Annotated in this window: 12 protein-coding genes; 2 read left to right on the top strand and 10 right to left on the bottom strand. The window is 56.7% G+C overall.

What is annotated here, in order from left to right; genetic code table 11:
- Window positions 1-93: 93 nt before the first annotated feature.
- The 3 genes from pspG to PYR66_21940 form a co-directional block, all read right to left on the bottom strand.
- On the bottom strand, window positions 94-336 hold the full coding sequence (gene pspG, locus PYR66_21930; GenBank protein WEF27900.1) for an envelope stress response protein PspG: 243 nt from the start codon (window positions 334-336) through the stop codon (window positions 94-96).
- Between the two features lie 141 nt (window positions 337-477).
- The gene (dusA, locus tag PYR66_21935; GenBank protein ID WEF27901.1) at window positions 478-1476 is read right to left on the bottom strand and encodes a tRNA dihydrouridine(20/20a) synthase DusA; all 999 of its coding nucleotides are present in this window, start codon (window positions 1474-1476) and stop codon (window positions 478-480) included.
- A gap of 102 nt (window positions 1477-1578) precedes the next feature.
- Complete coding sequence (locus PYR66_21940; protein ID WEF27902.1) at window positions 1579-2067, bottom strand: cupin domain-containing protein; 489 nt, start codon at window positions 2065-2067, stop codon at window positions 1579-1581.
- Between the two features lie 114 nt (window positions 2068-2181).
- Between PYR66_21940 and zur the strand changes: the two genes are divergently transcribed.
- On the top strand, window positions 2182-2697 hold the full coding sequence (zur, locus tag PYR66_21945; protein WEF27903.1) for a zinc uptake transcriptional repressor Zur: 516 nt from the start codon (window positions 2182-2184) through the stop codon (window positions 2695-2697).
- 131 nt (window positions 2698-2828) lie between these two features.
- Here zur and dinF read toward each other — a convergent pair whose 3' ends face one another.
- The 3 genes from dinF to PYR66_21960 all read right to left on the bottom strand — a co-directional run bounded on the left by dinF (window position 2829) and on the right by PYR66_21960 (window position 5314).
- Window positions 2829-4145: an MATE family efflux transporter DinF gene (gene dinF / locus PYR66_21950; GenBank protein WEF27904.1), complete on the bottom strand. Its 1317-nt coding sequence runs from the start codon at window positions 4143-4145 to the stop codon at window positions 2829-2831.
- A 69-nt stretch (window positions 4146-4214) separates the two neighbouring features.
- Window positions 4215-4823 carry a transcriptional repressor LexA gene (gene lexA / locus PYR66_21955; protein WEF27905.1) on the bottom strand — a complete coding sequence of 203 codons (609 nt, stop codon included), beginning with the start codon at window positions 4821-4823 and terminating at the stop codon, window positions 4215-4217.
- A 122-nt stretch (window positions 4824-4945) separates the two neighbouring features.
- On the bottom strand, window positions 4946-5314 hold the full coding sequence (locus PYR66_21960; GenBank protein WEF27906.1) for a diacylglycerol kinase: 369 nt from the start codon (window positions 5312-5314) through the stop codon (window positions 4946-4948).
- Between the two features lie 130 nt (window positions 5315-5444).
- Here PYR66_21960 and plsB point away from each other — a divergent pair, with 130 nt between their 5' ends.
- A complete protein-coding gene (plsB, locus tag PYR66_21965) occupies window positions 5445-7868 on the top strand; it encodes a glycerol-3-phosphate 1-O-acyltransferase PlsB (protein WEF27907.1) in 2424 nt (807 codons plus the stop codon).
- Between the two features lie 48 nt (window positions 7869-7916).
- On the opposite strand, the gene ubiA is transcribed toward plsB, so the two are convergent.
- The 4 genes from ubiA to PYR66_21985 all read right to left on the bottom strand — a co-directional run bounded on the left by ubiA (window position 7917) and on the right by PYR66_21985 (window position 11842).
- A complete protein-coding gene (ubiA, locus tag PYR66_21970) occupies window positions 7917-8786 on the bottom strand; it encodes a 4-hydroxybenzoate octaprenyltransferase (GenBank protein ID WEF27908.1) in 870 nt (289 codons plus the stop codon).
- 12 nt (window positions 8787-8798) lie between these two features.
- On the bottom strand, window positions 8799-9296 hold the full coding sequence (ubiC, locus tag PYR66_21975) for a chorismate lyase (GenBank protein ID WEF27909.1): 498 nt from the start codon (window positions 9294-9296) through the stop codon (window positions 8799-8801).
- Window positions 9297-9484: 188 nt separating this feature from the next.
- Window positions 9485-10438 (bottom strand): maltose operon protein MalM, encoded by a 954-nt coding sequence (gene malM / locus PYR66_21980; protein WEF27910.1) that lies wholly within the window; start codon window positions 10436-10438, stop codon window positions 9485-9487.
- A gap of 105 nt (window positions 10439-10543) precedes the next feature.
- Entirely contained in the window at window positions 10544-11842 is a 1299-nt protein-coding gene (locus tag PYR66_21985; protein WEF27911.1) for a maltoporin, read from the bottom strand.
- Window positions 11843-11874: the final 32 nt, after the last annotated feature.

The following is an 11874-nucleotide window of genomic DNA, read 5'->3' on the forward strand; positions in this document are numbered from 1 at the left end:
GCGCTAATAGTGACAGATTTAATAAGCAATGCCTACGCTGTTTTATGCAAAATTGTTCAGGTTGTGACACACCGCTCAATCCCAAATAGAGACTTAATAGCGCCAGCGATCTTCGCGACGATAACGATTTGTCGTTGGCGATTTAATCGCCCGAATCACCCACACGGCAACCACCGCCAGCAGCAGCCAGGGTAGTAACTTGATCACTAATGCAAACAGCCCGCCGAAGAACATCAGCGCAGTGGCCACCACCATCGCGGCGATAATGCCGAGCAACGATATGCCAGTGACCAGCAGCATGACAAAAAATCCAATGACGAATAAGAGTTCCAGCATGGTCTTCTCCCGAAATAAATAACCCAATAGCTGATTAGTTATTTCAAGAATCGTGCCAAACATAACTCATTGAATCGAAACAAAACGCCCCGCAGCGATGCTACGGGGCGTGGTGAAATCCGCCAGGTTTTAGCGAAAAAATTAACGTTTATCGGCAACCAGCTTCAACGCATGTTCCAGCACGTTAATATCAGCGCCCGCTTTGTGCGCGTTTTCGCTCAGGTAGCGGCGCCATTGACGCGCCCCGGGGATCCCCTGGAACAGGCCCAGCATATGACGGGTAATATGACCAAGGTAGGTGCCGTTGCTCAGCTCACGCTCAATATACGGATACATCGCCCGCACCACCGCCACCGGATCGGCGTCTGCGCCTTCGACGCCGAAAATCTCGCGATCCACCGATGCCAGAATCCCCGGATTCTGATAAGCCTCGCGCCCCACCATCACGCCATCCATATGCTCAAGCTGCAGTTTGGCCTCTGCTAACGATTTAATGCCGCCATTGATGGCCATTGTCAGGTGCGGGAAATCGCGCTTCAGCTGCCAGACGCGCGGATAATCCAGCGGTGGAATTTCGCGGTTTTCTTTCGGACTCAGGCCAGAGAGCCAGGCTTTACGGGCGTGAATGATGAACATCTCGCACTCACCTTTGCCGGAGACCGTCTCGATGAAATCGCAGAGGAATTCATAGCTGTCCTGATCATCAATGCCGATACGGGTTTTCACCGTTACCGGGATCGACACCACATCGCGCATCGCTTTGATGCAGTCCGCAACCAGCGCGGCATTGCCCATCAGACAGGCGCCGAACATCCCGTTCTGTACGCGGTCGGACGGACAGCCGACGTTGAGGTTAATCTCGTCATAGCCGCGCGCCTCGGCAAGCTTCGCGCACTGCGCCAGCGCCGCAGGATCGCTGCCGCCCAGTTGCAGCGCCACCGGATGTTCTGCTTCGCTATACGCCAGATAGTCGCCTTTGCCGTGAATAATCGCGCCGGTGGTCACCATTTCGGTGTACAGCAGAGTCTGGCGCGACAGCAGGCGCAGGAAATAACGGCAGTGTCTGTCGGTCCAATCGAGCATCGGCGCAATAGAAAAGCGGTGGGCGGCAAAAGCGGTAGACGTTGATTCTGGCATCATGGCGAATAAATAAGCATCCGGGTAAAAAGGGGCGCTACTATAGCACAAAGATAAACCATGGCGCATAGCGTCGAGCGCTACGCGCCATGGCCAACACTCAGCCTATTTTTTACGCGGTTTACCGTCATGCGGACCGAAAAACTGCGGCGGGTGATCGACCCAGCGGTCCTGACGAGTCGCGGCATAGCTCGGGTTCAGCGGATAGTAGATGCGATTGTGCTTTTTATTCGCCTCGCCAACCACCAGCAGACACACTTCCTGCTCGGTATTATTCAGGAAAGTGTGGCACACGCCGGTACCTGCCGGAAATCCCACGCTATCGCCGGGTTCGAGCTTCCATAAATAGCCGTTGATCCAGACCTCCGGAAAACCTTCCAGCACATAGACAAACTCTTCTTCATCGCTTTCCGCATGCGGATACGAGGTCCGTCGTCCCGGCGGCAAACGCTCATGATGAATGCCCAGCCGGTTCAGACGCAGACCGCGAGCCAGCGGCGCGCCGATGGAAAAGCGTTCGTTACTGTCGGAGTAGGTGGAATCATCCGCACCTTCCAGTTCGCGCCAATGTCGAATGCAATCAGGTCGTTTCATCGTTTTCTCCCGAAAATGAGATACATCAGGTATAGCAAAGCTTGCGGGCTCTCGGCGTTTTACCTGGCTTGTGATAAAGTAACAGTTTCAAAATCACGCAACCAGAGGATGCTCATGGATAACTCCACTTCGCAAGAAATGTTAGCGCAAGCTGAAAGGCTTTGTGCGCAGCGTGGCGTACGCCTGACTCCACAGCGCCTGGAAGTGTTGCGTCTGATGAGCCTGCAGCAGGGCGCGATTAGCGCCTACGATCTCCTGGATCTGCTACGTGAGAAAGAGCCGCAGGCAAAACCGCCGACGGTCTACCGCGCGCTGGAATTTCTGTTGGAACAAGGCTTCGTTCATAAGGTGGAATCGACGAACAGCTATGTGCTGTGCCACCTTTTCGATCAGCCGACCCACAGTTCGGCGATGTTTATCTGCGATCGCTGCGGTGTGGTCAAAGAAGAGTGTGCGGAAGGCGTAGAAGATATTATGCATACACTAGCGGCCAGAATGGGCTTCGCCCTGCGCCATAATGTGATTGAAGCGCACGGCCTGTGCGCGGCCTGCGTGGAAGTCGAAGCCTGCAGCACCCGCGAGCACTGCCACCACGATCATACCATCCAGATTAAAAAGAAAGCCCGCTGAATCGGGCGACGTCAGCTTGCGTCACCGTTCCCGGCTTGCGCTATGCTTAGCCGGACTACCAGTCAATAGTAGCCCCGGTAAGCGTAGCGCAACCGGGGGAATGCACGGAAAGCGGTTGTTAACTGAAATGACTAGCTAAACCAGGTGCCATGCTGCCAGTGGTGACGCCAGATCAGCGCCAGTGAAAGTCCGCGCAGCGCGAGGAATACCGCCAACGCCAGCCACAGGCCATGATTGCCGAGCATCGGCACAGATAACAGCGTCACCGCAAATCCCGCGGCGGCAACCGCCATGCTATTACGCATCTCCGCGCCGCGCGTCGCGCCGATAAACATCCCATCCAGCAAATAACACCAAACGCCAATCACCGGCAGGATCATCTGCCAGAACAGATAGCGGTCGGCCAGTTGCTGCAGTGAAGGAATAGAGGTCAAGAGCGCGATGATGTATTCGCCCGCCACGCTGTAGACCAGCGCGAACGCCAGCGCCACCATCCCCGACTGTCGACAGGCGGCGCGCCAGACCTCCAGCAATTTGCTGCCATCACGCGCGCCGTAGGCCTGCCCGGAGTGCGCTTCGACGGCATAGGCAAAGCCATCCAACGCATAGGCGGTGAAAGTGAGCATGGTCATCAGCACGGCATTAACCGCAACCACATCGCTGCCAAGACGGGCACCGAAGACGGTGATCGCGCCAAAGCAGAGTTGCAGCAGCAGTGAACGCAGCATGATGTCACGATTAAGCGCCAGCAGGCGGCGCATATTACCGCGCCAGGCCGTTTTCAGCATGGCCAGTGAAACGCCGCGCAGCGCCAGCACGCGTTTTGCCATCAGCAGACCGATAATAAAGGTGACGTATTCCGACAGCGCCGTCGCCAACGCCGCCCCCTGCACGTTCATATGCAGGCCCATCACCAGCCACAGGTCGAGCACGATATTCAGCAGGTTGCCGACCACCAGCAGAATGACCGGCGCGCGAGCGTACTGCACGCCAAGCAGCCAGCCTAACAGCACCAGGTTGGCCAACGACGCCGGGGCGCTGAGCCAGCGGATCTCAAGGAAGCGTCTTGCCTGCTCCAGCACCGCTTCGCTACCGCCGACAATACGTAGCGCGAGGTCAATCAACGGCATACGGAACAGGACAATGAGCAGTCCGGCGGCCAGCGCGAGGATCAGCGGCTGTACCAGCGCGCGCGCCAGTCGCCGCGGATCTTTGGCGCCATAGGCCTGAGCGGTTAAACCGGTGGTGCTCATGCGCAGGAACAGCAGCAGCATAAAGAGGAAACTGGTGGCCGTCGCGCCAACGGCAACGCCGCCGAGATATACCGGGCTGTCGAGATGGCCGACAACGGCGGTATCAACCAGCCCCAGCAGCGGAACGGTAATATTGGAGAAAATCATCGGTAGCGCGAGGCGCCACAGAGCTTTATCGGCAGCGTTGAGCAGCATGAGGAGAAACCAGACAGAAAGAAAACAGCACAGCGTCATAGATCAGATGACGCTGTGTAGGGACGGAAGTTACAGCCATTCTCCGTTACGGATCACACCGACGGCAAGACCTTCAATCGTGAAGCTCTGCTGGCGTAGATCGACGACGATAGGAGAAAATTCGCTGTTTTCTGGCAACAGTTCGACGACATTGCCCTGTTTCTTCAGACGCTTCACGGTCACTTCTTCGTCGATACGCGCGACAACCACCTGACCATTACGCACATCCTGCGTTTTGTGTACCGCCAGCAGATCGCCGTCGAGAATACCGATGTCTTTCATCGACATCCCGCTGACGCGCAACAGGAAGTCCGCATTCGGTTTAAACATTGCCGGGTCGACCTGATAGTGACCTTCAATGTGCTGCTGCGCCAGCAGCGGCTCACCGGCGGCGACGCGGCCAATCAGCGGCAAGCCGTGTTCTTCTTCGGTCAGCAGACGAATGCCGCGGGAAGCGCCGGAGACGATTTCGATCGCGCCCTTACGCGCCAGCGCTTTGAGGTGTTCTTCCGCCGCGTTCGGGGAACGGAACCCCAAGCGCTGAGCAATTTCCGCACGCGTCGGCGGCATGCCCGTTTGGCTGATGTGATCCCGGATGAGATCAAACACCTCTTGCTGCCTGGTCGTTAACGCTTTCATTCCGCCCCCTGGGTGTATATACAGTTATGCTGTGAGTATATACAGCTAATGGCGATTTTGGAACCACATATCATATAAAAATCAGGAGATTCTTTCCGTTTTGCGAGCATCGCCGGGAAGACTCAGCGGTAATGCGCCCACAGTAACGTCGCCCACGTGATTAACGCGATGATAATCGCCAGCAGTACCGCCGCCGATCCCATATCTTTAGCGCGCCCGGAGAGTTCGTGGTGTTCAGAACCGATGCGGTCTACCACCGCTTCAATCGCGCTGTTAAGAATTTCGACTATCATCACTAACAGGACCGAGCCAATGAGTAAGACTCGCGTGATGGCATCCACGTCCAACCAGTAGGCTATCGCCACCGCCACAATCGCGGCGACGCCTTCCTGACGAAAAGCGGCTTCGTTAACCCACGCCGCACGGAATCCTTTCCAGGAATAACCTGCCGCTTTAATGATTCTGGTTAACCCAGTGGTATTATTGGCCATCAAAAAGAACCTTTTATTGTAAATGACGTCGATGAGTGTACGCGTTTGCCGTGTGACAACGGAAATTTTGTACGCTTTCTGTTATTCTTGCCGCGCATTTGCATGATTAACCAGAGGCTTCACATCGTTTATGTCCGGCTGGCAACGAATTTACTATAAATTACTGAATTTACCATTACAGGTACTGGTAAAAAGCAAGTCTATTCCGGCAGAACCTGCGCAGGAATTAGGGCTCGATACCTCACGTCCTATAATGTACGTCTTGCCCTACAACTCTAAGGCAGACCTGCTGACGCTGCGCGCCCAATGCCTGGCGCACGATTTGCCCGATCCTTTTGAACCGTTGGAGATAGACGGCACCTTACTGCCGCGCTACGTTTTCATCCACGGCGGCCCGCGCGTGTTCACCTACTACACGCCGAAAGAAGAATCCATCAAGCTGTTCCACGATTACCTGGATCTGCACCGCAGCCATCCCGACCTCGACGTGCAAATGGTGCCGGTGTCGGTGATGTTCGGCCGTGCGCCGGGTCGTGAAAAAGGCGAAGAAAACCCGCCGTTGCGTATGCTCAACGGCATTCAGAAGTTCTTCGCCGTCTCCTGGCTTGGCCGCGATAGCTTCGTGCGTTTCTCGCCGTCCGTTTCTCTGCGCCGTATGGCGGATGAACACGGCACCGACAAAATTATCGCCCAGAAACTGGCGCGCGTGGCGCGTATGCACTTCGCTCGTCAGCGCCTGGCCGCCGTCGGCCCGCGCCTCCCGGCTCGTCAGGATCTGTTCAACAAGCTGTTGGCGTCCAAAGCGATCGCCCGCGCGGTAGAAGACGAAGCGCGTAGCAAGAAAATTTCTCACGAGAAGGCTCAGCAGAATGCCATCGCCCTGATGGAAGAAATCGCCGCGAACTTCTCCTACGAAATGATCCGCCTGACCGACCGTATTCTGGGCTTCACCTGGAACCGTCTGTACCAGGGGATCAACGTGCATAACGCCGAACGCGTGCGTCAGCTGGCGCACGACGGCCATGAGATTGTCTACGTGCCCTGCCACCGCAGCCATATGGACTATCTGCTACTCTCGTACGTTCTTTATCATCAGGGACTGGTGCCGCCGCATATCGCCGCCGGCATCAACCTCAACTTCTGGCCGGCAGGGCCGATTTTCCGCCGCCTCGGCGCGTTCTTTATTCGCCGCACCTTTAAGGGCAATAAGCTCTATTCCACCGTGTTCCGCGAATACCTCGGCGAGCTATTTAGCCGCGGCTATTCGGTCGAATACTTCGTGGAGGGCGGGCGTTCCCGTACTGGCCGTCTGTTGGATCCGAAAACCGGCACCCTGTCGATGACCATCCAGGCGATGCTGCGCGGCGGTAGCCGCCCAATCACCCTGGTGCCGATTTACATCGGCTACGAGCACGTGATGGAAGTCGGCACCTACGCGAAAGAACTGCGCGGCGCGACGAAAGAGAAAGAGAGTCTGCCGCAGATGATGCGCGGCTTAAGCAAGCTGCGTAATCTCGGCCAGGGTTACGTCAACTTCGGCGAACCGCTGCCGCTGATGACCTACCTTAACCAACACGTGCCGGAGTGGCGCGAAGCCATCGATCCGATCGAAGCCGTTCGTCCTTCCTGGCTGACGCCGACGGTCAATAATATCGCCGCCGATCTGATGGTGCGCATTAACAACGCCGGGGCAGCCAACGCCATGAACCTGTGCTGTACGGCGCTTCTGGCGTCGCGTCAGCGTTCATTGACCCGCGAACAGCTCACTCAGCAACTGGAGTGCTACCTCGATCTGCTGCGCAACGTGCCATACGCCACGGATTCAACCGCGCCGACGGCCTCCGCCAGCGAGCTTATCGACCACGCGCTGCAGATGAACAAGTTCGAAGTCGAGAAGGATACCATCGGCGATATCATCATTCTGCCGCGCGAGCAGGCGGTGCTGATGACCTACTACCGCAACAACATCGCCCATATGCTGGTGATGCCGTCGCTGCTGGCCGCCATCGTCACCCAGCATCGCCGTATCTCCCGTAGCGAAGTGCAGCGTCACGTCGAGATGTTCTACCCGTTCCTCAAAGCGGAGCTGTTCCTGCGCTGGGAAAAAGAGGAACTGGCGAGCGTTATCGATGCGTTGATCGCTGAAATGCAGCGTCAGGGGCTGATTGTACTGAATGGCGACGAGATGAGCGTCAACCCAGCCCACTCCCGCTCCCTGCAGCTGCTGGCCGCCGGCGCGCGTGAAACGCTGCAGCGCTACGCCATCACCTTCTGGCTGCTGAGCGCTAACCCGTCAATCAACCGCAGTACGCTGGAAAAAGAAAGCCGCACCATGGCGCAGCGTCTGTCGGTGCTGCACGGTATCAACGCGCCGGAGTTCTTCGATAAGGCGGTGTTCAGTACCCTGGTGCTGACCCTGCGTGACGAAGGCTACATCAGCGATACCGGCGATGCCGAACCGGAAGAGACCATGAGAGTCTACCGGATGCTGGCGGATTTGATTACGTCGGATGTGCGTTTGACGATTGAAAGCGCCGCTCAGGACGACGCGTAACATTGCGGCTGTTTTCCCCCGGCTAACGCCTTAGCCGGGGGAAAGAACTTACTGTAGGTAACTCATCGCCAGGCCTAAGAACAGCACCAGCCCCACGTAGTTATTGTTCATAAACGCTTTAAAACAGCTATCGCGCTCGCGTTTGAAAATCAGTTTCTGCTGCCAGACAAACAGCCCCGCAGCGATAAACAGCGACCAGTAGTATTCCCAGTTCAGGCCATTCAGCCAGCCTACCGCGCCCATTAATACCAGCACGGCAACCTGCAGCATACCAATAATCAGACGATCGTTTTCGCCAAACAGAATCGCCGTCGACTTAATGCCGATTTTGACATCATCGTCGCGGTCAACCATCGCATACTGGGTATCGTAGGCCACCGCCCACAGGATATTGGCGAGGAACATCAACCAGCAGCTGAGCGGCAGCGCTTCGCTCACCGCCGAAAAGGCCATCGGGATCGACCAACCAAAGGCCGCGCCCAGCACCACCTGCGGCAGATGGGTATAGCGCTTCATAAACGGGTAGACCCAGGCCAGCGCCAGCGCCGCCACCGACAACAGGATGGTCATCGTATTGAGCGTCAGCACCAGCAAGAAGGAAAGCAGCACCAGCACGGCGAATAACGTGCGCGCCTCTTTTTCACTCACATCGCCGCTCGGCAGCGGACGGCGGGCGGTGCGTTTAACGTGGCCATCAAATTTACGGTCGGCGTAATCATTAACCACACAACCGGCGGCGCGCATCAGCCAAACGCCCGCGACGAACACCGCCAGGATCCACAGCGGCGGTACCCCGGGGGAAGCAACCCATAACGCCCACAGCGTCGGCCACAGTAGCAATAGCGCGCCGATGGGTTTGTCAGTACGCATCAGGCGATGGAACGCCAACAGCTTATTCTGCGTCAGACTCCACTCCATTTTCTCTTCCTCTTAATACAATGGTGATGCAGGCAGAAACAACTCTGTCAGCAGCAGTGGTTTGCCGCTCAGCCGAAGGCGGGAACGGCGCCCCCACAACTGTGCATTACGGCCTATCTCAATAAAATCTCGGGTTAACGTCGACGAAGTAAACAGGTACCGGCCCAGCGGCGTCTGCCCCAGTTGTTGCAGCGCCAGTTCAGGGCCGCATAACGTCGATTCCGGTACGATGGTACGCCCAGCCAGCCAGGGTTCGCCGTCGGCGCAAAGAATGATCTCCCGCAGCCAGTAGCGCGCTTCATCCGGCAGCAGGGCTTCTTCGCCCGCCAGCGCGTCACGCCCGACGAAACCTTCGTTAATCATGGTCACAGTGACCTTTTTCCCTTGTTGCTCAAAGCGTTTGGTCATTGAGTCTTCCAGCAACAGCCAGTCGCGCAGCGGCGCTTCCAGCTCGGGTATGGCGGCAAAATAGCGCAGCGCACGCAGTTGCGTAAGCGCAGGATGTAGCATGCCTGATTCTCCGGTACAAAACGTGCAAGCATTGTATCGCAGAATAGCGTTTTGAGGGCGGGCAAACGTCAATATACGATCATCCGCGCAACAGGCGTGCAACAGTCGCCGCTGCGCGATAAAAAAAGGCGCGTCCAGACGGACGCACCTAAAGGCTGTGCCTAAACATCAGCATTGTGGGGAAACGGTCACCCCTTGCCTTTTACACTGCTGATAAAGGTGGAACGAGCGGATTTCGAGCCGAGGCGCTCAGCTTCGTTCATCAATTTCAGGGCTTTGTCGATATCGCCTTGCTTAACCGCTTTCTTGATACCGTTGTTGAAATAGGTTTCGGTATCGTCGAGCATCGGTTCGCTTTTCGCCGCTGGCGCTGCGACTACCGGCGCGGCAACAGGCGCTGGCGCAGCCGCTGGGGCGTTATATACCGGCGCGGCGGTATTACCGACGGTCACCGGGCCCGGGCCGGAAGAGCCAAACAGCGGGCCAACCAATACGCTGGAGCCGGAAGAAGTTTTCACTTTCAGGCTCAACGTGCCGTCGGTGGTATGTTTGGCGATCGGATCCGGAATATCCGGCACCGCATTGCCGGTGCCTTTGGCGTAGGCCTTCGCCGGGTCGATTAATTTCGTAGTCTGCTGCAGATCCTGCGGCGTCGTGAAGACCAGCACATAAATTTTCTGCTGTCCCAGCGCCGGAGTCAGGCGCATCACCCCTTCCAGACGATCGGCGCTCATCACGCCCGGTTCCAGATAGGTGAAATAGCTGCTCGGGAAGAAGGCGGACGGCGTCATGCTCTGATCGAGGATCAGGACATTTGGCGCATAGACGCTAGTTTGTTTGTCGACTTCGCTGGTCAGCGTCAGGGTTAGCTCGCCAATATTCGCCGGTACGCTATACGCCACGACCGGCCCGGTAATGCCCGGTACGTTCAGTGTTTGTCCGGCGATCGCGACTTTAGACGTCTGAGTTTTCGATTGATCGACTGGCGTCCAGGTAAGCTGCTGCAGCGAGGAGACCGGGATGGTCGGTGCGGCAGAGGTGTTCTGCGGCACGAAATTCACATCAGCAAAACTGACTGCGGGTACGCTGGCCAGCAGGCCGGCGGACAGGCAGAGGGCAACGAGACTTTTCTTCATATTCATTGTTATCACCTCATTCCTATGGCCGAGCGTTAGCCAGGCAATAGCGCGCTGGGCCGAAAATAGAGGGGCTGGCGCCCCTCTTTACTCATGATGATTCAGGTTGGATTACCACCAGATTTCCATCTGGGCGCCGAAGGTCCACTCATCGCTATCACCGCGGCTGGATGTGTTGATGCCGGTACCGGAGGTATCGCGCATGGCTACGCCGCTGTCGGTGTAACCCCACTTCTCATCCCACTTCGCGTAGGTCGCGAACAGACGAATTGCCGGACGGGACCAGATGCTGTCGCCCGCCTGCCACTGTTGCGCCAGGGTGATTTTGTACTGGTTGTTGCTGTCGCCGGTTTTCTGCGATTTGACGTTGTCATAACCGACTTCCAGCAAGGTGCTCATGATCGGCGTCCATTTGTACATAGGACGTACGCCGACGGTCCACCACTTGGTGCCGTTGTTGTTGTCCAGGTTGACGTCCTGATACATGGCGACATACATCATGTCCCAATCGTCAGCCAGAGAGACCGCGCCATGGTCAAGCACGCGCCACATGGAGCCATCGTTATTAATGCTGCCGCCCTGCGGCACGCCTTTACCGTTGGAGGTCATGGCGTCGGTGGCGTACTGCAGCACAAACTTGTTGTAGCCTTTCAGGATACTCTGGGTATGTTCAGCGGTGAACATCCAGCCATCTTTAGACGCGTCCGGCTGCAGATAGTAGTCGTCAGGAATGTTGGTGTGACCGTAGTCAACGCCCAGCTCCAGAGTGCCGCCCGGGTTGGTTTCCATTTGCGCTAAACGCACGTCGAAGACGTCGTTCGGCACCAGGTGGTCATATACGCGTTCGCCGGTTAGAGGATCGCGATCGGCGTAGGTTGCGGAACCGCCAGCTTCAGAAGAACGGGTAGCCGCCAGAGAGAGTTTACCGAAGCCCAGATCGATGTTTTCAATACCTGCGCCAGGACCGGAGATATCCCAGTAGTAGAAGTCGATCATGTGAACATCATGACGCTGATAGAAGCGCTTACCGGCCCAGAGGGTTGAACCCGGCAGCCAATCAATCAGGTTTTTACCCTGCACATTGACTTCACGGAAGGCCGGACTGGTGGATTCCCAGTCGTTTTGCTGCGATACGGAGTAAGCGACGTTGGTATCGAAGTAGAAGCTCTTATCGCCTTCTTTCCAGACTTCCTGGCCCAGTTTTAATTCAGCGTAAGTTTCACATTCGTTACCCAGACGGTATTTACTTTGGGCGCCGGTGGCCTGGAAGCATTGCTGTTCACCGCCGCTGCCAGTCCAGCCAATACCGGAACGAGCATAACCGTGGAAATCGACAGCCAGCGCCTGGGCAGACATCACGCCCGCCGCAACGGCTACCGCCAGTGGAAGTTTGCGCAGAGTAATCATCATTCTATCTCCTGAGATCATTGCTTTTCTTTGAA

Origin of the sequence: Klebsiella aerogenes, assembly GCA_029027985.1 — a bacterium.
Classification (GTDB): domain Bacteria; phylum Pseudomonadota; class Gammaproteobacteria; order Enterobacterales; family Enterobacteriaceae; genus Klebsiella; species Klebsiella aerogenes_A.

What these genes read in the sequence shown, in the direction of transcription:
- pspG (WEF27900.1), bottom strand. Translation starts at nt 336, where the DNA reads ATGCTGGAACTCTTATTCGTCATTGGATTTTTTGTCATGCTGCTGGTC.
- dusA (WEF27901.1), bottom strand. Translation starts at nt 1,476, where the DNA reads ATGATGCCAGAATCAACGTCTACCGCTTTTGCCGCCCACCGCTTTTCT.
- PYR66_21940 (WEF27902.1), bottom strand. Translation starts at nt 2,067, where the DNA reads ATGAAACGACCTGATTGCATTCGACATTGGCGCGAACTGGAAGGTGCG.
- zur (WEF27903.1), top strand. Translation starts at nt 2,182, where the DNA reads ATGGATAACTCCACTTCGCAAGAAATGTTAGCGCAAGCTGAAAGGCTT.
- dinF (WEF27904.1), bottom strand. Translation starts at nt 4,145, where the DNA reads ATGCTGCTCAACGCTGCCGATAAAGCTCTGTGGCGCCTCGCGCTACCG.
- lexA (WEF27905.1), bottom strand. Translation starts at nt 4,823, where the DNA reads ATGAAAGCGTTAACGACCAGGCAGCAAGAGGTGTTTGATCTCATCCGG.
- PYR66_21960 (WEF27906.1), bottom strand. Translation starts at nt 5,314, where the DNA reads ATGGCCAATAATACCACTGGGTTAACCAGAATCATTAAAGCGGCAGGT.
- plsB (WEF27907.1), top strand. Translation starts at nt 5,445, where the DNA reads ATGTCCGGCTGGCAACGAATTTACTATAAATTACTGAATTTACCATTA.
- ubiA (WEF27908.1), bottom strand. Translation starts at nt 8,786, where the DNA reads ATGGAGTGGAGTCTGACGCAGAATAAGCTGTTGGCGTTCCATCGCCTG.
- ubiC (WEF27909.1), bottom strand. Translation starts at nt 9,296, where the DNA reads ATGCTACATCCTGCGCTTACGCAACTGCGTGCGCTGCGCTATTTTGCC.
- malM (WEF27910.1), bottom strand. Translation starts at nt 10,438, where the DNA reads ATGAATATGAAGAAAAGTCTCGTTGCCCTCTGCCTGTCCGCCGGCCTG.
- PYR66_21985 (WEF27911.1), bottom strand. Translation starts at nt 11,842, where the DNA reads ATGATGATTACTCTGCGCAAACTTCCACTGGCGGTAGCCGTTGCGGCG.